Below are 24,755 nucleotides of genomic sequence, written 5' to 3'. Positions count from 1 at the left end.
TTTGTAGGAGTGCATCGTGCGTAAGTTGACTCAATTGGTTCTCCTGGCGACTGTCCTGGTAGCAGGCCCGGCCTTCGCCGACATGAAAATCGCCGTGCTGAACTATCAGATGGCACTGCTGGAATCCGATGCTGCGAAGAAATACGCAGTGGACGCCGAGAAGAAATTCGGTCCGCAGTTGAACAAGCTGAAAACCCTGGAAAGCAGTGCCAAGGGCATCCAGGATCGTCTGGTTGCCGGTGGCGACAAGATGCAGCAAGGCGAGCGTGAGCGTCTGGAACTCGAATTCAAGCAGAAAGCCCGTGACTTCCAGTTCCAGTCCAAGGAACTGAACGAAGCCAAGGCCGTTGCCGATCGTGAAATGCTCAAGCAACTGAAGCCGAAACTCGACAGCGCCGTGGAAGAAGTCATCAAGAAAGGTGGTTTTGACCTGGTGTTCGAGCGTGGCGCAGTGATTGATGTCAAACCTCAGTACGACATCACTCGCCAGGTTATCGAGCGCATGAATCAGCTGAAGTAACCCATGACAGCGACTATAAAGCTCGGCCAGCTGGCCGAGTTCCTCGGAGCCACCCTGCGTGGCTCCGCAGAGAAAGAAATCACTGGGCTAGCCACCTTGCAGGAGGCTGGCCCAGCTCAGTTGAGCTTTTTGGCAAATCCCCAATACCGTAAGTATCTGACTGACAGCCAGGCGGGTGCCGTGCTGCTGAAGGCGGCGGATGCCGAAGGTTATGCCGGTGATGCCCTGGTCGTGGCCGATCCCTACCTGTCGTACGCGCGGATTTCCCACCTGTTCGATCCCAAGCCCAAGGCGCCGGCCGGCATTCATCCGACCGCGGTCATTGCCGAGGATGCTGTGGTCGACGCAACGGCCAGTGTTGGCGCGTTTGCGGTCGTCGAGAGCGGCGCGCAAATCGCCGCGGGCGTCACGATCGGTGCTCATTGTTTTATCGGTGCTCGTTGCCAGATCGGCGAGGGCGGTTGGCTGGCTCCACGCGTGACGCTTTATCACGATGTGCGTATCGGCAAGCGTGTGGTCATTCAGTCTGGTGCGGTACTGGGCGGCGAAGGTTTCGGTTTCGCCAACGAGAAGGGCATCTGGCAGAAGATCGCGCAGATTGGCGGTGTCACCATTGGCGATGATGTCGAGATCGGCGTGAATACCGCTATCGATCGCGGAGCGCTGGCCGATACCGTCATCGGCAATGGCGTGAAGCTGGATAACCAGATTCAGATCGCCCACAACGTCCAGGTCGGTGATCACACCGCCATGGCAGCCTGTGTCGGTATTTCCGGCAGCACCCGGATCGGCAAGCACTGCATGCTCGCCGGCGGTGTCGGGCTGGTTGGCCACATCGATATTTGCGACAACGTTTTCCTGACCGGGATGACCATGGTGACCCACTCGATTACCGAGCCGGGTGCCTACTCTTCCGGTACAGCCATGCAGCCTGCTGCCGAGTGGCGCAAAAGCGCGGCACGCATCCGTCAGCTCGATGATCTCGCGCGACGCCTGCGACAACTGGAAAAGCGCGTTGGGGAAGTGACCCCCGACGGTAAAGCTTCATCAGATGGCTGATACCATTTCCATATCAAGTGTGCACAGCCGTTAGACTGCCTCCTTGATTTGCTAGAGGAGTGTGCGTTAGTCGCACGCTCCCAATCTTTACTACAGGCTTCCCCCCGAAATGATGGACATCAACGAGATTCGCGAATACCTGCCTCACCGTTACCCGTTCCTGTTGGTGGACCGGGTAGTGGACCTGGATGTTGAGGGCAAGTGCATTCGTGCCTACAAGAATGTCAGCATCAACGAACCTTTCTTCAATGGTCACTTCCCTGCGCATCCAATCATGCCGGGCGTGCTGATCATCGAAGCCATGGCTCAGGCTGCGGGCATTCTTGGTTTCAAGATGCTGGACGTGAAGCCGGCCGATGGCACCCTCTATTACTTCGTCGGTTCCGACAAGCTGCGCTTCCGCCAGCCGGTGCTGCCGGGTGACCAGTTGATCCTGGAAGCCAAGTTCATCAGTTGCAAGCGCCAGATCTGGAAATTCGAATGCCAGGCTTCGGTCGACGGCAAGCCAGTCTGCTCCGCTGAAATCATCTGTGCGGAACGCAAACTATGAGTTTGATTGACCCTCGCGCAATCATCGATCCGACGGCCATTCTGGCCGACGACGTTGAGGTTGGCCCGTGGTCGATCGTTGGCGCCGGTGTGGAAATCGGCGAGGGTACGGTGATCGGGCCTCATGTGGTTCTCAAAGGCCCGACCCGGATCGGTAAGCACAATCGTATCTACCAGTTCTCCTCGGTAGGCGAAGACACTCCCGATCTGAAGTACAAAGGCGAGGAAACCCGCCTGGTGATTGGTGACCACAATGTCATTCGTGAAGGCGTGACCATTCATCGCGGCACTGTCCAGGATCGTTCCGAGACTACTCTTGGCGATCATAACCTGGTCATGGCGTACGCCCATATCGGTCACGACAGCGTGATCGGCAACCATTGCATCCTGGTCAACAATACGGCGTTGGCCGGCCATGTGCATGTGGACGACTGGGCGATCCTGTCCGGCTTCACCCTGGTTCACCAGTACTGCCATATCGGTGCCCACAGCTTTTCCGGCATGGGTACGGCGATCGGCAAGGATGTTCCGGCCTTTGTCACAGTGTTCGGCAACCCGGCCGAGGCACGCAGCATGAACTTCGAGGGCATGCGTCGTCGTGGTTTCAGCGAAGACGCGATTCACGCCCTGCGTCGAGCCTATAAAGTGGTGTATCGCCAAGGCTTGACCGTCGATCAGGCGCTCGTCGAGTTGGCTGAAGCTGCTGCACAATTTCCCGAAGTCGCGGTATTTCGTGACTCGATCCAGTCTTCGACCCGCGGCATCACCCGTTAATCATGAGCAAACTGCGTATTGCGCTGGTGGCTGGCGAAGCTTCCGGCGACATTCTTGGCGCCGGTTTGATGCGCGCGCTCAAGGTCCAGCATCCCGCCGTTGAATTTATCGGTGTCGGAGGCCCGCTGATGCAGGCCGAAGGGCTGACCTCTTACTTCCCGATGGAGCGCCTGGCGGTCATGGGGCTAGTGGAAGTCCTGGGGCGCTTGCGCGAACTGCTGGCCCGGCGCAAGAAACTGGTTCAGACCTTGATCGCCGAGAAACCGGACGTGTTTATCGGCATCGATGCCCCCGATTTCAACCTCAACATCGAACTCAAGTTGCGTCAGGCCGGTATCAAGACCGTGCACTACGTCAGTCCTTCGGTCTGGGCCTGGCGGCAAAAGCGCGTGCTGAAGATCCGCGAAGGTTGCGACCTGATGCTGACGCTGTTCCCGTTCGAAGCCAAATTCTATGAAGAGAAGGGCGTGCCGGTGCGGTTCGTCGGGCACTCCCTGGCTGATGCCATTCCATTGGAAGCCGATCGGGCTGCGGCTCGCACTGAGTTGGGCCTGCCAGACGGTCCGCTGGTGGCCCTGATGCCGGGCAGCCGTGGCGGCGAAGTCGGGCGCCTGGGAGCATTGTTCCTCGACGCGGCACAGCGCCTGCGCGCTTTGCGTCCTGGGGTGCGTTTCGTCATGCCCTGCGCGAGCCCCGAGCGACGCACTCAGTTGGAGGAGCTGCTGGCCGGTCGCGACCTGCCGCTGACCCTGCTCAACGGTCAGTCGCATCAGGCGCTGGCGGCTTGCGACGCGGTATTGATCGCTTCCGGCACCGCGACCCTTGAGGCGCTGCTGTACAAGCGCCCGATGGTCGTTGCCTATCGCCTGGCGCCGCTGACCTTCTGGATTCTCAAGCGTATGGTCAAGAGCCCTTATATTTCCCTGCCGAACCTGCTGGCCCAACGCCTGCTGGTTCCCGAGCTGCTGCAGGACGACGCCACTGCAGAGGCCCTGGCCCAGACCCTGTCGCCCTTGATCGAAGACGGCCAGGAGCAGACCCGCGGTTTTGACGAGATCCATCGCACCTTGCGCCGGGATGCCTCCAACCAGGCGGCTGAAGCGGTGTTGAGCCTGATTGGCAAACCGGTATGAGTAACGAAAAGATGCAGATGGGACTGGATTTCTCGCTGGTGGCCGATGCCGAAGACCTGGTGGCCGGTGTCGACGAAGTAGGGCGCGGCCCCTTGTGCGGCGCAGTGGTCACGGCTGCGGTCATCCTCGATCCGAGTCGGCCGATTCTCGGCCTGAACGACTCGAAGAAGCTCACCGAGGCCCGTCGCGAAAAACTCTACGACGAGATTTGCGAGAAAGCCTTGAGCTGGTGCATTGCCCGCGCCGAAGTCGAGGAAATCGACGAGTTGAATATCCTGCATGCCACCATGCTGGCCATGCAGCGCGCGGTAGAAGGACTGAGCGTGACCCCGAAACTGGCGATGATCGACGGTAATCGTTGCCCGAAACTGTCGATGCCTGCCGAAGCCGTGGTCCAGGGTGATAGCAAGGTGCCTGCGATCGCCGCGGCGTCGATTCTGGCCAAGGTCAGCCGGGATCGCGAGATGGCGGCGTTCGAGCTGATCTACCCCGGTTATGGCATCGGCGGACACAAGGGCTATCCGACGCCCGTTCATCTGGAAGCGCTGGCCCGACTGGGGCCGACGCCGATTCACCGGCGCTCGTTCGCGCCGGTACGCCAAGCCTACGAAGCCCGTGAGAACGTGGGCGAGATTCAGTCCTGAGGCTGATGTTTTAGCGAAGGCCCGGTACAATCCGGGCCTTGTTGTTTTCGCGCTTTCTTACAGGATCACTATGCCGGCTTCATTCGTTCATCTACGCCTGCACACTGAATATTCCCTGGTTGACGGTCTGGTGCGGATCAAACCGCTGGTCAAGACGTTGGCCGGCATGGGCATGCCCGCGGTGGCGGTTACCGACCAGAACAACATGTGTTCCCTGGTCAAGTTCTACAAGGCGGCCATGGGCACCGGGATCAAGCCGATCTGTGGCGCCGACTTGTGGCTGTCGAACAAGGATCCCGAGAATCCACTGAGCCGCATCAGCCTGCTGGTGATGAATGCCGTGGGCTATCGCAACCTGACCGAGCTGATTTCCCGCGGCTTCATCGATGGCCAGCGTAATGGCCAGATCATCATTGAGCGCGAGTGGGTGGCCGAGGCCGCCGAAGGCCTGATCATGCTCTCGGCCGCGAAAGAGGGTGAGATCGGTATTGCCCTGCTCGCTGGCGACTTGCAAGAGGCGGAAATCCTGGCGCGCGAGTGGATGGCGGTGTTCCCGGACCGCTTCTATCTGGAAGTCCAGCGTACCAACCGTCCCAACGACGAAGAGCAATTGCACGCTGCGGTGGCCCTGGCGGACAAGATCGGCGCGCCGCTGGTGGCGACCAACGATGTGCGGTTCATCAAGCGCGAAGACTTCGAGGCCCATGAAACCCGGGTCTGCATCGGTGAAGGCCGTGCCCTCGACGACCCGCGCCGTTCGAAGAACTACAGCGACCAACAGTACCTGAAAAGCGCCGAGGAAATGGCCGAACTGTTCAGCGACCTGCCCGAGGCCCTGGAAAACACGGTCGAGATCGCCAAGCGCTGCAATATCGAAGTGAAGCTGGGCAAGCACTTCTTGCCTGACTATCCGATTCCCGATGGCATGACCATCGACGAGTATTTCCGCAAGGTGTCGTTCGACGGGTTGGAGGAGCGCCTCAGCGTGCTGCTGCCCAAGGACACCACCCAAGACTATGAAGCCAAGCGCCAGGTGTATGTCGACCGGCTGAATTTCGAGCTGGATATCATCATCCAGATGGGGTTCCCCGGTTACTTCCTGATCGTTATGGACTTTATCCAGTGGGCCAAGAGCAACGGCGTGCCGGTAGGTCCTGGCCGGGGGTCGGGTGCCGGCTCCCTGGTGGCCTACGTGCAGAAGATCACCGACCTCGACCCGCTGGCCTACGACCTGCTGTTCGAACGTTTCCTCAACCCGGAACGGGTCTCCATGCCCGACTTCGACGTCGACTTCTGCATGGACGGTCGTGACCGGGTTATCGACTACGTGGCCGAGAAGTATGGCCGTAACGCCGTAAGCCAGATCATCACCTTCGGTTCCATGGCCGCGAAGGCGGTGGTGCGTGACGTGGCGCGGGTGCAGGGCAAGTCTTACGGCCTGGCTGACCGTTTGTCGAAGATGATTCCCTTCGAAGTCGGCATGACCCTGGAAAAAGCCTACGAGCAGGAAGAAATCCTGCGTGACTTCATCAAGGTCGATGAAGAAGCGGCGGAAATCTGGGAGATGGCGCGCAAGCTCGAGGGCGTGGTGCGTAACGTCGGCAAGCACGCCGGTGGCGTGGTTATCGCCCCGACCAAGCTGACTGACTTCTCGCCGATCTACTGCGACGAAGCCGGCGACGGCCTGGTAACCCAGTTCGACAAGGACGACGTCGAGGCCGCCGGCCTGGTGAAGTTCGACTTCCTCGGCCTGCGGACCCTGACCATCATCAAGTGGGCGATGGAGACCATCAACCGCGAGCAGGTCAAAAAGAACCTGCCCGACGTCAACATCGACTTCATCCCGCTGGACGACAAGAAGACTTACGAGCTGTTGCAGAAGGCCGAGACCACTGCGGTGTTCCAGCTCGAATCCCGAGGCATGAAAGAGCTGATCAAAAAGCTCAAGCCCGACTGTCTGGAAGACCTGATCGCACTGGTAGCGCTGTTCCGTCCTGGTCCGTTGCAATCGGGCATGGTGGACGACTTCATCAACCGTAAGCACGGTCGCGCCGAACTGGCCTATCCGCATCCGGACTACCAGTACGAGGGCCTGCGGCCGGTACTGGCGCCGACCTACGGCATCATCCTGTATCAGGAACAGGTGATGCAGATTGCCCAGGTGATGGCGGGCTATACCCTTGGCGGGGCCGACATGCTGCGTCGTGCCATGGGTAAGAAAAAACCCGAGGAGATGGCCAAGCAACGCGGCGGCTTCATCGAAGGTTGCGCCAACAACGGTATCGATGCCGACCTGGCGGGCAACATCTTCGACCTGGTGGAAAAGTTCGCCGGCTACGGTTTCAACAAGTCCCACTCGGCCGCCTACGGCCTGGTGTCCTACCAGACTGCATGGCTCAAGACGCATCACCCGGCGCCTTTCATGGCCGCGGTACTGTCCGCGGATATGCACAACACCGACAAGGTGGTGGTGCTGATCGAAGAAGTGCGCAGTATGAAGCTGCGCCTCGATGCTCCGGATGTGAACAGTTCCGACTTCAAGTTCACCGTTAATAACGACGGCCGCATCGTCTATGGCCTGGGAGCGATCAAGGGCGTGGGCGAGGGGCCGGTGGAGGCGATCGTCGAGGCCCGTGCCGAAGGTGGCCCGTTCAAGGACCTGTTCGACTTCTGCAGCCGGGTCGACCTCAAGCGCATCAACAAACGTACCCTCGATGCATTGATCCGTAGTGGTGCCCTGGACCGCCTGGGGCCTTACTTCCACGACGAAATCAAGGCTTATCAGGCCAACATCGACCGCAACCGCGCGGTGCTGTTGTCGGCCCTGGAGGAAGCGGTCAAGGCGGCCGAGCAGACCGCGCGTACCGCCGACAGTGGCCACGCCGACCTGTTCGGCGGGGTCTTCGTCGAAGAAGATGCGGATGTCTACGCCAATCATCGCAAGGCCAAGGAACTGACCCTCAAGGAGCGCCTGAAAGGGGAGAAAGATACCCTCGGCCTGTACCTGACCGGGCACCCGATCGACGAATACGAAGGTGAGATCCGCCGTTTTGCCCGCCAGCGCATCGTCGACCTGAAGCCGGCGCGCGATACCCAGACCGTCGCGGGCATGATCATTGCCCTGCGGGTCATGAAGAACAAAAAGGGCGACAAGATGGGGTTCATTACCCTTGACGATCGTTCGGGGCGGATCGAGGCTTCGCTGTTCGCCGAGGCCTTCCATTCGGCCCAGTCCCTGCTGCAGACCGACGCGATGGTGGTGGTCGAGGGCGAAGTCAGCAACGACGACTTCTCCGGCGGCCTGCGCCTGCGGGTCAAGCGGGTGATGAGCATGGAAGATGCGCGTACCAACCTGGCGGAAAGCCTGCGCCTGAAGGTGCACACCGAAGCCCTCAAGGGCGATCAGCTACGCTGGCTGGGGGAGTTGTGCAAACGCCATCGCGGCGCTTGCCCGATCTCCATGGAATACACCAAGGAGGACGCCAAGGCCTTGCTGCAGTTCGGCGAAGCCTGGCGGATCGATCCGGCGGATGCCTTGATTCAAGCCCTGCGTGACCAGTTCGGGCGAGACAACGTCTTCCTCCAATACCGTTGACGGTCTGGCGCCATAAAAGTGCGCCGATCTCGACCCGAATTTTTAATCTCGACCTGAACGCGCCTCTCCCTTAAGGTAGGGCGCGAATAGACAACCGGCCGGCCCAAGCTCTCTTGGACGTCGACCCAAGACGGACGCCTATGAACCCGAATTTTCTTGATTTCGAACAGCCGATCGCCGACCTGCAAGCCAAGATCGAAGAGTTGCGCTTGGTCGGTAATGACAATTCGCTGAATATCGGCGATGAGATCTCCCGCCTGCAAGACAAGAGCAGCACTCTGACCGAGGACATCTTCGGCAAGCTGACCAGCTGGCAGATCGCACGCCTGGCGCGTCATCCGCGTCGTCCGTACACCCTGGACTACATCGAGCACATCTTCACCGAGTTCGACGAACTGCATGGCGATCGTCACTTCTCCGACGACGCCGCGATCGTCGGCGGCGTTGCCCGCCTGGACGACCTGCCGGTCATGATCATCGGTCACCAGAAAGGCCGTGAAGTGCGCGAGAAGGTCCGCCGCAACTTCGGTATGCCGCGCCCTGAAGGCTATCGCAAGGCCTGCCGCCTGATGGAAATGGCCGAGCGCTTCAAGATGCCGATCCTGACCTTCATCGACACCCCGGGCGCCTACCCGGGCATCGACGCCGAAGAGCGCAACCAGAGCGAGGCCATTGCCTGGAACCTGCGGGTCATGGCGCGCCTGAAAACCCCGATCATCGCCACTGTGATCGGTGAAGGTGGTTCTGGCGGTGCGCTGGCCATTGGTGTCTGCGATCAGCTGAATATGCTGCAGTACTCCACTTACGCGGTAATTTCGCCGGAAGGCTGCGCCTCGATCCTGTGGAAAACCGCCGAGAAAGCACCGGATGCCGCCGAAGCCATGGGCATCACCGCCGAGCGCCTGAAAGGCCTTGGCATTGTCGACAAGGTCATTGGCGAGCCACTGGGTGGCGCGCATCGTGATCCGGTTGCCGCTGCCGCGCTGATCCGCGCCGAGCTGACTTCACAGCTGGCGATGCTCAAGAAGATGGATAACGACACCCTGCTGGCGCGTCGTTACGATCGCCTGATGAGCTACGGTCTCTGATAGATCGACGCTCCTTGTAGGGGCGGGCTTGCTCGCGAAATGGGCGCCTCGGCCATTCAGGTCGAGGCTTTTCAGGCACTGCGAGCACGCTCGGTCTCTACTCAGGATCCGCTCCATTCATGAGCCCATTCGATACAGCCCTCACGCAAAAACTGCTGCAACGCCTCCTGCCCTGGCTGGATCGATCGGCCTGGCGCATCGCATTCTCTGGTGGCCTCGATTCCACCGTCCTGCTGCACCTGCTTGCCCAACTCAAGCAGCGACACAGACTTCCCCCTTTGACCGCCATACACGTGCATCACGGCCTCCAGGCTGCGGCTGACGCCTGGCCGGAGCATTGTCGGGCCCAGTGCGAGGCTTTGGCTGTGCCGTTGCAGGTGGTGGCGGTGCAGGTGCAACCAGGAGCCAGTCTCGAGCGCGCGGCGCGGGAAGCGCGTTATGCCGTGTTCGAAGAAATAACCGGCAGCAATGAGTTGCTGCTGACGGCCCAGCACCGCGACGATCAGGCGGAAACCCTGTTATTCCGTCTGCTGCGCGGAGCCGGAGTCAGGGGGCTGTCGGCCATGCCGGCGTCGCGTGCGTTGGGGCAGGGGCATTTGCTGCGGCCTTTGCTCGACGTCTCCCGCGACGAACTGGAGCGCTACGCTCGGGAACACCAGCTGCACTGGATCGACGACCCCTCCAACCAGGACCGGCAGTTCTCCCGCAATTACCTGCGCCATCAGGTATTCCCATTGCTGACCGCCCGCTGGCCACAAGCTGCCAGCAGCATGGCGCGCAGCGCGGCGCATTTGCGCGAGGCGCGGGAGTTGCTGGATGAGCTGGCCATTATCGATCTGCAAGAGGCGGTCAAGGGCGCCGAGTTCGAGTGGCTGGGATTACCGTCCCTGGCGCTGGCGCCTTTGCTCGGCTTGTCGCAGGCGCGCCAGCGCAATGCCCTGAGTCACTGGCTGAGCCGGTTCACGCCGCTGCCGGACAGCGATCACTGGGCGGGCTGGCAGACGCTGCGCGATGCCGCGGGCGACAGCCGTTCGGTATGGCGGCTGGGGCAGGGCGAGTTGCAGCGGGCGGCAGGGCGCGTCTGGTGGTTGTCGGATAGCTGGCTGCGGCCCGTACTGTCTGCACCGAGTTGGGTCGATACCGCTGCGCCTCTGCCGTTGCCGGGTAATGGTCGGTTGCAACTCATCGGTAGCGCGCCGCAAGGGCCTTTGCAAGTGCGTTACCGTCAGGGGGGCGAGGTGATGCAACTGCCAGGACGCGGCCACCGCGACCTCAAGCGTCTGCTCAATGAGGCAGGTCTGCCGGCCTTCGTCCGTGGCAGATTGCCGCTGCTGTATCGAGGCGAAGAATTGCTCGCGGTGGCGAACCTGCCAGGTCTTGACGCAAATGCCCATGAAGGTTGGCAATTGCATTGGCAGCCGCCTTCGAGCGATCAAGGTTTGAGCTGAAAGTCCCTTTCCGGTAGACTACGCTCCCTTCTTGATACAACTTCTGTGGATTCGCCTGAATTGCAGGAGTTGCCGATTACCAAGCAGTCTTTGCTGGGCGATTCCAAAAAATGTGTAGCGAGCAACGTACCGGTGTTTTCTCTTCCGGTCTGTCCCAACGCGGCGGTTTTTTTGAAAGGTGCACTGTGATTAATGCAGGTGATCGGGGGCTTCGGCCTTCCTTCGCTTTCCCCGGCGGCTCGGACCGCTTTAACGCAGACTTCTAGGGTTTTTCATGACGCGCTACATATTCGTCACGGGCGGTGTTGTTTCTTCATTGGGGAAAGGCATTGCCTCGGCTTCATTGGCGGCCATCCTGGAGGCGCGGGGACTTAAGGTCACCATGCTCAAGCTGGACCCGTACATCAACGTCGACCCGGGCACCATGAGCCCGTTCCAGCACGGTGAAGTGTTCGTCACCCACGACGGCGCCGAGACCGACCTGGACCTGGGCCACTACGAGCGGTTCATCCGCACGACCATGACCCAGAACAACAACTTCACCACCGGTCGTGTCTACGAGCACGTGCTGCGCAAAGAGCGCCGGGGTGACTACCTGGGCGCCACCATCCAGGTGATTCCGCACATCACCGACGAGATCAAGCGTCGCATCATCAAGGGCGCCGGCGATGCCGACGTGGCCCTGGTGGAGATCGGCGGCACCGTGGGTGACATCGAGTCGCAACCGTTCCTCGAGGCCATCCGCCAGCTGCGTGTCGAAGTCGGTTCCAAGCGCGCGATGCTGATGCACCTGACCCTGGTTCCGTACATCGCTACCGCTGGCGAGACCAAGACCAAGCCAACCCAGCACTCGGTGAAAGAGCTGCGTTCCATCGGCCTGCAGCCTGACGTGCTGATCTGCCGCTCCGACCATCCGGTGGATGTGTCCTCGCGTCGCAAGATCGCGCTGTTCACCAACGTTGAAGAGCGCGCGGTGATCTCCCTGGAAGACGTCGACACCATCTACAAGATCCCGGCCGTGCTGCACGCACAGGGTCTGGACGATTTCGTCGTCGAGCGTTTCGGCCTGCAATGCAACGGTGCCGATCTGTCCGAGTGGGAAAAGGTGGTCGACGCCAAGCTCAACCCCGAGCACGAAGTCACCATCGCCATGGTCGGCAAGTACATGGAGTTGCTGGACGCCTACAAGTCGCTGATCGAAGCGATGAGTCACGCCGGCATCACCAACCGTACCAAGGTCAACCTGCGCTATATCGATTCCGAAGACATCGAGAACCAGGGCACCGCGCTGCTTGAAGGCGTCGATGCGATCCTGGTTCCAGGCGGCTTCGGTCTGCGTGGCGTGGAAGGCAAGATCACCGCCGTCCAGTACGCTCGCGAAAACAAGGTGCCGTACCTGGGTATCTGCCTGGGCATGCAAGTGGCCGTGATCGAGTTCGCTCGTAACGTCATGGGCTGGAAAGACGCCAACTCCACCGAGTTCGATCGCGCCAGCGGTCACCCGGTCGTCGGCCTGATCACCGAGTGGGCAGATGCCACCGGCGCCGTCGAAACCCGTACCGAGACCTCCGACCTGGGCGGCACCATGCGTCTCGGCGCTCAGGAGTGCCTGCTCGAAGCTGGCTCCAAGGTGCACGATTGCTACGCCAAGGACGTGATCGTCGAGCGTCACCGTCATCGCTACGAAGTGAACAACAACCTGCTGCCGCAGCTGATCGACGCCGGTCTGAAGATTTCCGGTCGTTCCGGCGATGGCGCGCTGGTTGAAGTGGTCGAGGCGCAGGATCATCCATGGTTCGTCGCCTGCCAGTTCCACCCTGAGTTCACCTCGACCCCACGTGACGGCCATCCGCTATTCAGTGGCTTCGTCAAGGCCGCTTTGGCTCAACACCAGAAGAAGGCGTAACCCCGATGGCACAGAAGATCATCCGCGTCGGCGACATCGAGATTGCCAACGACAAACCCATGGTGCTGTTCGGCGGCATGAACGTGCTGGAAAGCCGTGACATGGCCATGCAGGTCTGCGAAGAGTACGTGAAGGTCACCGAGAAGCTCGGTATCCCTTACGTGTTCAAGGCCAGTTTCGACAAGGCCAACCGGTCTTCTGTGACCTCTTATCGTGGTCCTGGCCTGGAAGAGGGCATGCGCATCTTCCAGGACATCAAGCAAGCCTTCGGCGTGCCGATCATCACCGACGTCCACGAGCCCTACCAGGCCGAGGTCGTCGCCGAGGTCTGCGACATCATTCAGCTGCCGGCCTTCCTGTCGCGCCAGACCGATCTGGTGGTCGCGATGGCCAAGACCGGTGCGGTGATCAACATCAAGAAAGCCCAGTTCCTCGCGCCCCAGGAAATGAAACACATCCTGAGCAAATGCGAGGAAGCGGGTAACGATCAGTTGATCCTCTGCGAGCGTGGTTCGAGCTTCGGCTACAACAACCTGGTGGTCGACATGCTCGGCTTCGGCATCATGAAGCAGTTCGAATACCCGGTGTTCTTCGATGTGACCCACGCGCTGCAAATGCCCGGCGGTCGTTCAGACTCGGCTGGCGGTCGCCGTGCCCAGGTCACCGACCTGGCCAAGGCCGGCATGAGCCAGTCCCTGGCCGGCCTGTTCCTGGAAGCCCACCCGGACCCGGACAACGCCAAATGCGACGGTCCATGCGCCCTGCGCCTGGACAAGCTCGAACCTTTCCTGGCCCAGCTCAAGGCCCTGGACGAACTGGTTAAGAGTTTTCCGACGGTAGAGACCGCGTAAACCCGATTTCTCCGGTAAAGTACCGCACGATTAATCGCTCAGGCCTGCGGGCCTGAGCCTTATCGTCCGCAAGTCTGCCCCCTGTTCCCTGCTTGCCGACGGTAAAGAGATTCCCTTCAGCTGCGTCGTTTTCGTCAACTTTGGAGTGTTTACAACAATGGCAAAAATCGTCGACATCAAAGGTCGTGAAGTTCTCGACTCCCGTGGCAACCCCACCGTCGAAGCGGACGTGCTTCTCGATAACGGCATCATCGGCAGCGCCTGCGCGCCGTCCGGTGCCTCCACCGGCTCGCGTGAAGCGCTGGAGCTGCGTGATGGCGACAAGAGCCGTTACCTGGGCAAGGGCGTACTGAAGGCCGTAGCCAACATCAATGGTCCGATCCGCGACCTGCTGCTGGGTAAAGACCCAAGCGACCAGAAAGCCCTCGATCAGGCGATGATCAAGCTGGACGGTACCGACAACAAGGCAACCCTGGGCGCCAACGCGATCCTCGCCGTTTCCCTGGCCGCGGCCAAGGCAGCAGCACAGGACCAGGACCTGCCGCTGTACGCGCACATCGCCAACCTGAACGGTACTCCGGGTGTCTACTCGATGCCGGTGCCGATGATGAACATCATCAACGGTGGCGAGCACGCCGATAACAACGTCGACATCCAGGAATTCATGGTGCAGCCGGTTGGCGCCAAGTCCTTCTCCGAAGGCCTGCGCATGGGCACCGAGATTTTCCATCACCTCAAAGCTGTGCTGAAGGCCCGTGGCCTGAGCACTGCCGTGGGTGACGAAGGTGGTTTCGCGCCGAACCTGGCTTCCAACGAAGACGCGCTGAAAGTGATCTCCGAAGCCGTGGCCAACGCCGGTTACAAGCTGGGCACCGACGTGACCCTGGCTCTGGACTGCGCGGCCAGCGAGTTTTTCGAAGACGGCAAGTACAACCTGTCCGGCGAAGGCCAGGTGTTCACTGCTGAAGGTTTCGCCGACTACCTCAAGGGCCTGACCGAGCGTTACCCGATCATCTCCATCGAAGACGGTCTGGACGAGTCCGACTGGGCTGGCTGGAAGATCCTCACCGACAAGATCGGCGAGAAGACCCAACTGGTGGGCGACGACCTGTTCGTGACCAACACCAAGATCCTGAAAGAAGGCATCGACAAGAAGATCGCCAACTCGATCCTGATCAAGTTCAACCAGATCGGCACCCTGACCGAAACCCTGGAAGCCATCCAGATGGCCAAGGCTGCCGGTTACACCGCAGTGATTTCGCACCGTTCCGGCGAAACCGAAGATTCGACCATTGCCGACCTGGCCGTGGGCACCTCGGCTGGCCAGATCAAGACCGGTTCGCTGTGCCGTTCCGACCGCGTGTCCAAGTACAACCAATTGCTGCGTATCGAAGAGCAATTGAATGGCAAAGCCAAGTACAACGGCCGCAGCGAGTTTCGCGGTTAAGCGGTAGATGGTGCAAAGACACCGGATTGGGTCAGAAAAATCGCATCAGCGAGATTTTTGCCACTAATCTGATGCCTTAAGAGCACAAGCCTGGTTCTTCCAGGCTTCGTGCTGTCAGTAGGTTCGAAGTTGTTGGCATGGCTGTCTTTTTTCACTGGATACCCGATATTCGATGCGCAGTCCCAATTGGTTGTTCCTCGTCTTGCTCTTGCTGCTGGCTGGCCTGCAGTACCGCCTCTGGGTGGGGAATGGCAGCTTGGCGCAGGTAACCGACCTGACTCAGCAAATTGCCGATCAGCGCGCTGAAAACGAGCGCCTGCTGGAGCGCAATCGTGTACTCGACGCGGAAGTCATGGAATTGAAGAAAGGCATGGAGACCGTGGAAGAGCGGGCTCGTCATGAACTGGGCATGGTCAAGGAGGGTGAAACCCTCTACCAGTTGGCCCAATGATCCAGTCGCTGCCGGCCTTCTGGGCCGTGATTCCTGCCGCGGGCGTCGGTGCCCGTATGGCCGCGGACCGTCCCAAGCAATACTTGCAACTGGGCGGGCGCACTATTCTCGAACACAGCCTCGGCTGTTTCCTCGACCATCCTTGCCTGAAGGGGGTGGTGGTCAGCCTGGCGCTTGACGATCCTTACTGGCCGACCCTGGCCTGTGCCCACGACCCGCGGATCCAGCGGGTCGAAGGTGGCGCGGAGCGTTCCGGATCGGTCCTCAATGCCTTGCTCCATCTGCATGCCCAGGGCGCTGCGGATGAAGACTGGGTGTTGGTTCACGATGCCGCACGGCCGAACCTGTCCCGTGATGACCTGGACAAGCTGCTGAGCGAACTGGCGGATGATCCTGTGGGCGGCCTGCTCGCGGTGCCGGCTCGTGACACCCTGAAGCGGATCGACAAGCACGGACGGGTGCTGGAAACCGTGGACCGCAGCCTGATCTGGCAAGCCTATACGCCGCAGATGTTCCGTCTTGGCGCCTTGCATCGCGCCCTGGCCGACAGCCTGGTGGCGGATGTGGCGATTACCGATGAAGCGTCGGCGATGGAATGGGCCGGCCAGGCGCCACGCCTGATCGAAGGGCGTTCGGACAACCTCAAGGTGACCCGTCCGGAAGACCTGGAGTGGCTGCGCCAGCGTTGGGCCAATCGCCGCTGAGCTTAGCTTTTCGCGGGCCCCTGTAGCCGCTGCCGCAGGCTGCGAACGGCCCGGAACGGGACGCGTTTTTTGTAGTCGTCATGTACTTCAAGCCGATCGCAGCCTGCCGCAGCGGCTACGGATCAATCCTTGTACTCCGGCCGTTTGGCCAACCCCTCCTTGAGATAGTCCACCAGCTTGCGCACCTTGGGCGACAGATGCCGTTGTTGCGGATACAGCGCCCATACCGCGGTATTCGGCGGCTGATGCGCCTCGAGCAGGGAAATCAGGGTGCCCTGATGCAAATGTTCCAGCACGTAATAATCTGGTAGCTGGCAGAGGCCAACCCCCTGTAGCGCTGCATCCAGCACGGCCTGCCCGCTGTTGCAGCGCCAGTTGCCTTGCACCCGCTGGGAGAACTCGCGGCCGTCCTGCTCCAGTTGCCAGATGTCCGAGCTGCCAATCAGGCAGTTGTGCCGACTCAACTCCGACAGGCTGTGGGGGCGGCCGTAGCGTTCCAGGTAGGACGGCGAGGCGCAGAGGTACATGCGGCGTGGCGCCAGGCGGGTCGCCACCAGTCGTGAGTCTTGCAGGCGACCGAGGCGAATGGCCAGGTCCAGGCCCTCATGCACCAGGTCCAGGGGGCGATTGCTCAGTTCGATATCCACTCGCAGTTGCGGGTAAAGCCCCATGAAACTGGTGACCAGCGGCACGATAAAACGCTCGCCGTAGGCCACTGCGCAGGTCATGCGCAGCATGCCCTTGGGCTCGCTGGTCAGGTCGCCGACGGCGCGCAACGCTTCTTCGCGCCCGTCCTGCAGGCGCTGGCAATGCTGCAAGAAAGTCTGCCCGGCCTCGGTCAGGGTCACTCGGCGGGTACTGCGATACAGCAGGCGGGTCTGCAGCCGTTCTTCCAGGCGGACGATCTGCCGGCTGATATGGGAAGACGACACTCCGAGGCGCTCCGCGGCGGCAGTGAACTGGCTGCACTCGGCCACGGCGACGAATTCGTCGATGCCTTCCCAGCGGTTCTCGTTCATGGTGATTATCCCTGTACAGCAATAATGTTTTGCTTTTGTCCGGATTATTCATCGTCAGGCGCTGTTTTACACTCCCTGTCTCGTTTTTATTCGCTGGAGACCCAGGATGATCAAGTCACGCGCTGCCGTTGCCTTCGAGGCCAAGAAACCCCTTGAGATCGTTGAAGTCGATGTCGCCATGCCCAAGGCCGGCGAGGTGTTGTTGCGGGTCGTCGCTTCCGGCGTGTGCCACACCGACGCCTACACCCTGTCCGGGGCCGATCCGGAAGGTATCTTCCCGTCGATCCTCGGTCACGAAGGCGGCGCCGTGGTCGAGGCCATCGGCGAGGGCGTGACCTCGGTGGCCGTGGGCGATCACGTGATCCCGCTGTACACCCCGGAATGCGGCAAGTGCAAATTCTGCCTGTCGGGCAAGACCAACCTGTGCCAGGCGATCCGCGCTACCCAGGGCAAGGGCCTGATGCCGGACGGCACCACCCGTTTCTCCTATAAAGGCCAGCCGATTTTCCACTACATGGGCACCTCGACCTTTTCCGAGTACACCGTGTTGCCGGAAATCTCGGTGGCCAAGATCCCTAAAGAAGCGCCTCTGGAAAAAGTCTGCCTGCTGGGTTGCGGCGTCACCACCGGGATCGGCGCGGTGATCAATACCGCCAAGGTCAAGGCTGGCGACACCGTGGCGATCTTCGGCCTGGGCGGCATCGGCCTGTCGGCGGTGATCGGCGCCGTGAAAGCCAAGGCTGGCCGGATTATCGCCATCGACATCAACCCGGCCAAGTTCGAGATCGCCAAACAGCTGGGCGCCACCGATTGCGTGAACCCGAAAGACTTCGACCGGCCGATCCAGGAGGTCATCGTCGACATGACCGACGGCGGCGTGGACTTCTCCTTCGAGTGCATCGGCAACGTGCAACTGATGCGTGCCGCATTGGAATGCTGCCACAAGGGCTGGGGTGAGTCGGTGATCATCGGCGTGGCCGGTGCCGGCCAGGAAATCTCTACCCGTCCGTTCCAGCTGGTTACCGGACGCGTCTGGCGCGGTTCGGCGTTCGGTGGCGTGCGTGGCCGCTCCGAGTTGCCAAGCTATGTGGAAATGGCCCAGAGCGGCGAAATCCCGTTGGATACCTTCATCACCCACACCATGGGGCTGGAGGACATCAACAAGGCCTTCGACCTGATGCATGAAGGCAAGAGCATCCGTACCGTCATTCATTTCTAAGGAGCAGTGGCAAGCTGCAAGCCGGAAGCTGCAAGAGCGATCACCGCCAACTTGCAGCTTGAAGCTTGAAGCCTGCGGCTGAAATGCCCATGAGTCTGGAAAACCTGTCCTGCCAGAAAAGCTTCGGCGGCTGGCACAAACGCTACAAGCATCATTCCGAGGTGCTGGGCTGCGACATGGTGTTCGCCGTGTACCTGCCGCCGCAGGCGGAGCAGGGCGGCAAGCTGCCGGTGCTGTACTGGTTGTCCGGCCTGACCTGCACCGATGAGAACTTTATGCAAAAGGCCGGTGCCCAGCGTCTGGCCGCCGAGCTGGGGTTGATCATTGTCGCGCCGGATACCAGCCCGCGCGGCCCTGGCGTGCCGGGCGACCCGGATGGCGCCTGGGACTTCGGCCTGGGGGCCGGATTCTATCTGAATGCCACCCAGCAGCCCTGGGCCGAGCATTACCGCATGCATGACTATGTAGTGCAGGAGTTGCCGGCATTGGTCGAGGCGCATTTCCCGGCCTCGGACAAGCGCGGCATCAGCGGGCACTCCATGGGCGGCCACGGTGCTCTGGTCTGCGCGTTGCGCAATCCGGGGCGCTACCAGTCGGTGTCGGCCTTCGCACCGATCAGCAACCCGATGGATTGCCCATGGGGGCAGAAAGCCTTTTCCCGTTACCTGGGCGAAGAGCGCTCCCGTTGGCGCGAATGGGATGCCAGCGTGCTGATCCAGGAAGCCAGCGAAAAGTTGCCGTTGTTGGTGGACCAAGGCGATCGTGACGATTTCCTGGCCAATCAGCTCAAGCCCGAAGTGCTGCAACAGGCGGCGAAAGCTGCGGGTCATCCGCTGACGTTGCGCCTGCAACCCGGCTACGACCACAGCTATTTCTTCATCGCCAGCTTCATCGGCGACCACCTGCAGCATCATGCGCGCGCTCTGAGCGGCTAATGTCCGCCAAAGCAGGTAGAATCACGCCCTGACTCAATCAGGGCGTTTTTTTATGCGTATTGGCCACGGCTACGATGTGCACCGTTTCGCTGAAGGCGATTTCATCACTCTGGGCGGCGTGCGTATTGCACACAGCTTCGGGCTGCTCGCCCACTCCGACGGCGACGTGCTGTTGCATGCTCTGAGCGATGCCTTGCTGGGTGCTGCCGCACTGGGCGACATCGGCAAACATTTCCCGGACACCGATCCGCAGTTCAAGGGCGCCGACAGCCGTGCGCTGTTGCGTCATGTCGTCGCACTGATCCATGCCAAGGGCTGGAAGGTCGGCAACGTCGATAACACCATCGTGGCCCAGGCGCCGAAGATGGCCCCCCATATTGAAACGATGCGCGCGCTGATTGCCGCGGATCTGCAAGTCGAGTTGGATCAAGTGAACGTCAAGGCCACCACCACCGAAAAGCTCGGCTTCGTCGGGCGCGAAGAAGGCATCGCCGTGCATTCCGTTGCCTTGTTGCTGCGCGCATGAACGAACTGCAACTGTTGGGCCCGCGGGCCTATGGCGAAGCCCTGGGTAGCGCGGTACTGAAGGCCACCGCCGAAGACTTCCAGGTCGACGAAGTCCTGGACATTCCCCTGACCGGCGAAGGCGAACACCTGTGGTTATGGGTGGAAAAGCGCGGCTTGAACACCGAAGAAGCGGCACGGCGGATTGCCAAGGCCGCGGGTGTGCCGTTGCGCACTGTCAGCTATGCCGGCTTGAAGGATCGCCAGGCGCTGACCCGGCAGTGGTTCAGTGTGCAGTTGCCCGGCAAGGCGGATCCCGATCTGTCGGCGGCTGAAAACGACACGCTGAAGATCCTCAAGCTGACCCGCCACAAGCGCAAGCTGCAACGCGGCGCCCATGCGGCCAACGGCTTTACCCTGCGCCTGACCGAATTGAAGGCAGACAAGGCGGGAATCGAAGAGCGCCTGCAATCGATCGCCAAACACGGCATCCCCAATTATTTCGGCGGCCAGCGTTTTGGCCATAACGGCGGTAACCTGGTCGATGCCCGCGATTGGGCCGCCCGCAAGGCCTTGCCGGAGCAGCGCAATGTACGTTCGCGGCTGCTTTCCACCGCGCGCAGCTATCTGTTCAACCGGGTGCTGGCGGCGCGCGTGGCCGATGGCAGCTGGCAGCGGGCCCAGGTCGGCGACCTGCTGGCCTTCACCGACAGCCGCAGTTTTTTCCCGGCCGGCGAAGCCGAATGCAGCGATCCGCGCCTGGCCATCCTCGACTTGCACCCGACCGGCCCGCAGTGGGGCGAAGGCGAATCGCCTGCCGCCGGGGCGACCCAACTGCTGGAGCAGCAGGTGGCCGCCGACGAAGCGGATCTGCGCGATTGGTTGATTAAAGCCGGAATGAGCCACGAACGTCGCATCCTGCGGCTGCCCATTGGCGGGTTGACGTGGCATTATCCCGAGCCTGACATTCTGCAACTGGAATTCGTCCTGCCGGCCGGATGCTTCGCCACCGTATTGGTGCGTGAACTCGTCGATCTGGTGCCGGTGGGGCAGACGGACAGCCCATGCGTATTCTGATTTCTAACGACGATGGTGTAACAGCACCCGGTCTCGCCGCGCTTCATGCTGCGCTGGCGGATTACGCCGAGTGCGTGGTGATCGCCCCGGACCAGGACAAAAGCGGCGCCAGCAGCTCGCTGACGCTGGACCGGCCGTTGCACCCGCACACCTTGAGTAACGGTTTCATCAGTATCAATGGCACCCCCACCGATTGCGTGCACCTGGGCCTCAACGGGCTGCTGGAACGCGATCCGGACATGGTCGTGTCCGGAATCAACCTCGGGGCTAACCTGGGTGACGACGTGCTGTATTCCGGCACCGTCGCCGCGGCCCTGGAAGGGCGTTTCCTGAACCTGCCGGCGTTTGCCTTTTCGTTCGTCTCGCGTCAGGTGGATAACCTGCCGACGGCTGCCTATTTCGCCCGCAAACTGGTCGAGGCCCACGGGCAGCTGGATCTGCCACCACGTACCGTGCTGAACGTGAACATTCCCAATCTGCCGATCGATCACATTCGTGGCATTCAGTTGACTCGCCTGGGCCATCGCGCCCGTGCGGCGGCGCCGATGAAGACGGTCGACCCGCGCGGCAAGGCCGGTTATTGGATCGCCGCGGCGGGGGACGCCGAGGACGGCGGCCCGGGTACGGACTTCCACGCCATCATGCAGGGCTATGTGTCGATCACGCCGTTGCAGCTCGATCGCACCTTCAATGATGCTTTCAGAAGTCTTGATGGCTGGCTGGAGGGGCTGCGCTGATGGCTCGCGAGCAGGACGATTTGTTGCGTCGCGGTATCGGGATGACTTCCCAGCGTACTCGCGAACGCCTGATCCAGCGTCTTTACGATGAAGGCCTGTCCAACGCCCAGGTACTGGAAGTCATTCGGCGTACACCGCGGCATCTGTTCGTCGACGAGGCCCTGGCACATCGCGCCTATGAAGACACGGCCCTGCCGATCGGGCACAACCAGACGATCTCGCAGCCTTATATGGTGGCGCGCATGAGCGAGTTGCTGCTGGCGGCTGGCCCGTTGGACAAGGTACTGGAGATCGGCACCGGGTCGGGTTACCAGACGGCGGTATTGTCGCAATTGGTGGAGCGGGTGTTCTCGGTCGAGCGCATCAAGGTGTTGCAGGATCGGGCCAAGGAGCGTCTGGTCGAGCTGAACCTGCGCAACGTGGTATTCCGCTGGGGCGACGGTTGGGAAGGCTGGCCGGCGCTGGCGCCGTACAACGGGATTATCGTGACGGCGGTCGCCACCGACATCCCCCAGGCCCTGCTGGACCAATTGGCGCCCGGTGGCCGGATGGTGATTCCAGTCGGTGCCGGCGAAGTGCAGCAACTGATGCTGGTCATTCGTGAGGAGCAGGGGTTTTCACGGCAGGTTCTCGGCTCGGTTCGCTTCGTTCCCTTGCTCAACGGGCCATTGGCCTGAGCATTTGTTTGGAGCGGGTGAATTCTGTTTGATCGGCTTGGTCTTACAGCTTGATCAATCGGTTAAGTAACCTTGAACCCTGATCGATAGGCTGGTGCCTGCCGATTTCGCTTTGCCGGGAATAAAGCGTGGGCAGCCGGTTATACTTGCGACATTTCATGCCTGAGCCAGGCACTATTTATCTTCAACCACCACAAAGGGAGCGGCGGGTGAGTCTCACAGTCATTGCGCAGCGTATGGGTACAACAAGCTTTCAGCGACTGGTGATTGGCCTTGTCTTGAGTTCTCTGTTGGTCGGCTGTTCGAGCAATAAGTCGAGCAGCGCCCGGGTCGTCGATCGCACCAGCGCGGTACCGCAGCGCCCGACGGTGACCACGGGGCAATACACGGTTCGTCGCGGCGACACCCTGTTCTCCATCGCCTTCCGTTATGGCTGGGACTACAAGGCCCTGGCCGCGCGCAACAATATTGCCGAGCCGTACACTATTCATCCAGGGCAGACCATCCGCTTCGACGGCCGCTCGGGTTCGGCCCCGACAGCCGTGGTTACAAAGTCGGCTTCCAGTGCATCTTCTTCAAGTAAAACCACGGTAATTCGTCGTCCGGCAGGGGCCGCGCCAACGATTGCGAGCCAGCCCGCGCCGGCTCCATTACCGCCTGCAGGCCCCGCGCCAAAGGGCTGGGGCTGGCCTGCGAACGGTATTCTGATTGGAAAATTCTCTTCAAACGGTAGTTTGAATAAAGGCATTGATATCGCCGGGGATTTGGGACAGCCTGTTTTAGCTGCGTCTGATGGGACGGTGGTTTACGCCGGGAGTGGCTTAAGGGGCTACGGCGAACTCGTCATCATCAAACACAGCGATACCTACGTCAGTGCTTACGGCCACAGCCGTAGGCTGTTGGTTCGGGAGGGGCAGCAGGTCAAAGTCGGACAGACAATTGCCGAAATGGGATCAACTGGTACAGACCGGGTGAAACTGCACTTTGAGATTCGCCGACAAGGTAAACCTGTAGATCCGCTGCAATTCCTGCCACGTCGTTGATCCGTTACCAAGCCTGTTCCGTCACGTAGAGGGAACAGGTTCCAGCGTTGCCAAGGATAAAGGCGTCGCTTGAGCCTGAGGTCGAACTCACCAAAGGACTATAACAATGGCTCTCAGTAAAGAAGTGCCGGAGTTTGACATCGACGATGAAGTTCTCCTTATGGAGACGGATATCGCCACTGATTCGATGTCGAATGAGGGATCTGCTGTACCTTCAGTTCGTGCCAAATCCAAACACTCCGCTTCATTGAAACAACACAAGTACATTGATTACACGCGAGCGCTCGACGCGACGCAGCTGTATCTCAATGAAATCGGCTTTTCCCCATTGCTCTCTCCGGAAGAAGAAGTTCATTTTGCGCGTCTGTCGCAAAGTGGCGATCCGGCCGGGCGCAAGCGCATGATTGAAAGCAACCTGCGTCTGGTGGTGAAAATCGCCCGGCGTTATGTCAATCGTGGGCTTTCGCTGCTGGACCTGATCGAAGAGGGCAACCTCGGTCTGATCCGGGCGGTGGAGAAGTTCGATCCGGAGCGCGGTTTCCGCTTCTCGACCTATGCCACCTGGTGGATCCGTCAAACCATCGAACGGGCAATCATGAACCAGACCCGGACTATCCGGCTGCCGATTCATGTGGTCAAAGAGCTCAACGTCTACCTGCGGGCAGCTCGGGAGCTGACACAGAAACTCGACCATGAACCCTCCCCTGAAGAAATCGCCAACCTGCTGGAGAAACCGGTAGGTGAGGTCAAGCGCATGCTGGGCTTGAACGAGCGGGTTTCTTCAGTCGACGTCTCGCTGGGTCCGGATTCGGATAAAACCCTGCTGGACACCCTCACCGACGATCGTCCTACCGATCCGTGCGAGCTGCTGCAGGATGACGACCTGTCGCAAAGCATCGATCAGTGGCTTTCTGAATTGACCGACAAGCAGCGTGAAGTGGTGGTTCGCCGCTTCGGCTTGCGCGGCCACGAGAGCAGCACCCTGGAAGATGTGGGCCTGGAGATCGGGCTTACCCGAGAGCGGGTACGTCAGATCCAGGTCGAAGGTCTCAAGCGTCTGCGTGAGATCCTCGAGAAGAACGGCCTCTCCAGCGAGTCCCTGTTCCAGTAACGGCACGAGCAGTCCTGCCGTGAAAAGCCCCGACACGTTCGGGGCTTTTTATTGGGTAATCGATAGGAGTCAGATGAAATATGCAGGCGCATGTTCAATAGCTGAACGAGCATGTAAGTAAAGGCTGACTCTTTCGTAAGTGTTCGGTTTTTATGCGGTATGAAAGTTGTCTGTTTGATCTGAGGTTTTTAGTTATCTTTTTGATTAACAAGAACTTATTTTAATGATTAGAGCAGTGTTCGACACGTTTTCTACCTGTCAGTG

At 60.5% G+C, this 24,755-nt stretch carries 23 protein-coding genes; 22 read left to right on the top strand and 1 reads right to left on the bottom strand.

Features of this window, described 5'->3' with window-relative positions:
• Positions 1-16: 16 nt before the first annotated feature.
• The 14 genes from BMY68_RS19555 to ispD all read left to right on the top strand — a co-directional run bounded on the left by BMY68_RS19555 (position 17) and on the right by ispD (position 16,169).
• Positions 17-520: an OmpH/Skp family outer membrane protein gene (locus BMY68_RS19555; RefSeq protein ID WP_007924063.1), complete on the top strand. Its 504-nt coding sequence runs from the start codon at positions 17-19 to the stop codon at positions 518-520.
• Between the two features lie 3 nt (positions 521-523).
• Positions 524-1,579 (top strand): UDP-3-O-(3-hydroxymyristoyl)glucosamine N-acyltransferase, encoded by a 1,056-nt coding sequence (gene lpxD, locus BMY68_RS19550; RefSeq protein WP_085529951.1) that lies wholly within the window; start codon positions 524-526, stop codon positions 1,577-1,579.
• A 109-nt stretch (positions 1,580-1,688) separates the two neighbouring features.
• Positions 1,689-2,129, top strand: a complete 441-nt coding sequence (gene fabZ, locus BMY68_RS19545) for a 3-hydroxyacyl-ACP dehydratase FabZ (RefSeq protein ID WP_007924058.1) — start codon at positions 1,689-1,691, stop codon at positions 2,127-2,129.
• Positions 2,126-2,902, top strand: coding sequence for an acyl-ACP--UDP-N-acetylglucosamine O-acyltransferase (gene lpxA, locus BMY68_RS19540; RefSeq protein WP_007924057.1), 777 nt, complete (start codon positions 2,126-2,128; stop codon positions 2,900-2,902). Before fabZ ends, lpxA begins: the two co-directional genes overlap by 4 nt.
• The gene (lpxB, locus tag BMY68_RS19535; protein WP_175534863.1) at positions 2,902-4,035 is read left to right on the top strand and encodes a lipid-A-disaccharide synthase; all 1,134 of its coding nucleotides are present in this window, start codon (positions 2,902-2,904) and stop codon (positions 4,033-4,035) included. Before lpxA ends, lpxB begins: the two co-directional genes overlap by 1 nt.
• An 11-nt stretch (positions 4,036-4,046) precedes the next feature.
• Complete coding sequence (rnhB, locus tag BMY68_RS19530; RefSeq protein WP_007924054.1) at positions 4,047-4,679, top strand: ribonuclease HII; 633 nt, start codon at positions 4,047-4,049, stop codon at positions 4,677-4,679.
• A gap of 70 nt (positions 4,680-4,749) precedes the next feature.
• Positions 4,750-8,274, top strand: a complete 3,525-nt coding sequence (gene dnaE, locus BMY68_RS19525) for a DNA polymerase III subunit alpha (protein ID WP_085529953.1) — start codon at positions 4,750-4,752, stop codon at positions 8,272-8,274.
• Between the two features lie 140 nt (positions 8,275-8,414).
• Positions 8,415-9,362, top strand: a complete 948-nt coding sequence (gene accA / locus BMY68_RS19520; RefSeq protein WP_085529954.1) for an acetyl-CoA carboxylase carboxyl transferase subunit alpha — start codon at positions 8,415-8,417, stop codon at positions 9,360-9,362.
• Positions 9,363-9,481: 119 nt separating this feature from the next.
• On the top strand, positions 9,482-10,810 hold the full coding sequence (gene tilS, locus BMY68_RS19515; RefSeq protein WP_085529955.1) for a tRNA lysidine(34) synthetase TilS: 1,329 nt from the start codon (positions 9,482-9,484) through the stop codon (positions 10,808-10,810).
• 274 nt (positions 10,811-11,084) lie between these two features.
• Positions 11,085-12,716: a CTP synthase gene (locus BMY68_RS19510; RefSeq protein WP_085529956.1), complete on the top strand. Its 1,632-nt coding sequence runs from the start codon at positions 11,085-11,087 to the stop codon at positions 12,714-12,716.
• A 5-nt stretch (positions 12,717-12,721) separates the two neighbouring features.
• Positions 12,722-13,567 (top strand): 3-deoxy-8-phosphooctulonate synthase, encoded by an 846-nt coding sequence (gene kdsA, locus BMY68_RS19505; RefSeq protein ID WP_085529957.1) that lies wholly within the window; start codon positions 12,722-12,724, stop codon positions 13,565-13,567.
• 157 nt (positions 13,568-13,724) lie between these two features.
• Entirely contained in the window at positions 13,725-15,014 is a 1,290-nt protein-coding gene (gene eno / locus BMY68_RS19500; RefSeq protein ID WP_009042397.1) for a phosphopyruvate hydratase, read from the top strand.
• Positions 15,015-15,186: 172 nt separating this feature from the next.
• Positions 15,187-15,465, top strand: a complete 279-nt coding sequence (gene ftsB / locus BMY68_RS19495; protein WP_007924039.1) for a cell division protein FtsB — start codon at positions 15,187-15,189, stop codon at positions 15,463-15,465.
• Positions 15,462-16,169, top strand: coding sequence for a 2-C-methyl-D-erythritol 4-phosphate cytidylyltransferase (ispD, locus tag BMY68_RS19490; protein ID WP_085529958.1), 708 nt, complete (start codon positions 15,462-15,464; stop codon positions 16,167-16,169). The genes ftsB and ispD overlap by 4 nt, the downstream gene beginning before the upstream one ends.
• 122 nt (positions 16,170-16,291) lie before the next feature.
• Here ispD and BMY68_RS19485 read toward each other — a convergent pair whose 3' ends face one another.
• Entirely contained in the window at positions 16,292-17,188 is an 897-nt protein-coding gene (locus BMY68_RS19485) for a LysR substrate-binding domain-containing protein (protein WP_009047227.1), read from the bottom strand.
• 106 nt (positions 17,189-17,294) lie between these two features.
• Between BMY68_RS19485 and BMY68_RS19480 the strand changes: the two genes are divergently transcribed.
• The 8 genes from BMY68_RS19480 to rpoS all read left to right on the top strand — a co-directional run bounded on the left by BMY68_RS19480 (position 17,295) and on the right by rpoS (position 24,491).
• Positions 17,295-18,407: an S-(hydroxymethyl)glutathione dehydrogenase/class III alcohol dehydrogenase gene (locus tag BMY68_RS19480; RefSeq protein ID WP_007924035.1), complete on the top strand. Its 1,113-nt coding sequence runs from the start codon at positions 17,295-17,297 to the stop codon at positions 18,405-18,407.
• A gap of 83 nt (positions 18,408-18,490) precedes the next feature.
• Positions 18,491-19,342 carry an S-formylglutathione hydrolase gene (fghA, locus tag BMY68_RS19475; protein WP_162094495.1) on the top strand — a complete coding sequence of 284 codons (852 nt, stop codon included), beginning with the start codon at positions 18,491-18,493 and terminating at the stop codon, positions 19,340-19,342.
• A 52-nt stretch (positions 19,343-19,394) separates the two neighbouring features.
• Positions 19,395-19,868, top strand: a complete 474-nt coding sequence (gene ispF, locus BMY68_RS19470; RefSeq protein WP_007924033.1) for a 2-C-methyl-D-erythritol 2,4-cyclodiphosphate synthase — start codon at positions 19,395-19,397, stop codon at positions 19,866-19,868.
• Complete coding sequence (truD, locus tag BMY68_RS19465) at positions 19,865-20,923, top strand: tRNA pseudouridine(13) synthase TruD (RefSeq protein WP_085529959.1); 1,059 nt, start codon at positions 19,865-19,867, stop codon at positions 20,921-20,923. The genes ispF and truD overlap by 4 nt, the downstream gene beginning before the upstream one ends.
• Positions 20,911-21,660, top strand: a complete 750-nt coding sequence (surE, locus tag BMY68_RS19460; RefSeq protein WP_009042402.1) for a 5'/3'-nucleotidase SurE — start codon at positions 20,911-20,913, stop codon at positions 21,658-21,660. Before truD ends, surE begins: the two co-directional genes overlap by 13 nt.
• A gap of 41 nt (positions 21,661-21,701) precedes the next feature.
• Entirely contained in the window at positions 21,702-22,337 is a 636-nt protein-coding gene (locus BMY68_RS19455; protein ID WP_172963011.1) for a protein-L-isoaspartate(D-aspartate) O-methyltransferase, read from the top strand.
• Between the two features lie 209 nt (positions 22,338-22,546).
• Complete coding sequence (locus tag BMY68_RS19450; RefSeq protein WP_007924027.1) at positions 22,547-23,380, top strand: peptidoglycan DD-metalloendopeptidase family protein; 834 nt, start codon at positions 22,547-22,549, stop codon at positions 23,378-23,380.
• A gap of 106 nt (positions 23,381-23,486) precedes the next feature.
• Positions 23,487-24,491: an RNA polymerase sigma factor RpoS gene (rpoS, locus tag BMY68_RS19445; protein WP_007924026.1), complete on the top strand. Its 1,005-nt coding sequence runs from the start codon at positions 23,487-23,489 to the stop codon at positions 24,489-24,491.
• The last annotated feature ends 264 nt before the right edge of the window (positions 24,492-24,755 follow it).

Origin of the sequence: Pseudomonas sp. NFACC41-3 (genome assembly GCF_900109505.1) — a bacterium.
Lineage (GTDB): Bacteria > Pseudomonadota > Gammaproteobacteria > Pseudomonadales > Pseudomonadaceae > Aquipseudomonas > Aquipseudomonas chlororaphis.
The sequence above is the reverse complement of the archived record's forward strand: the minus strand, read 5'-3'. Positions and strand labels throughout refer to the sequence as shown.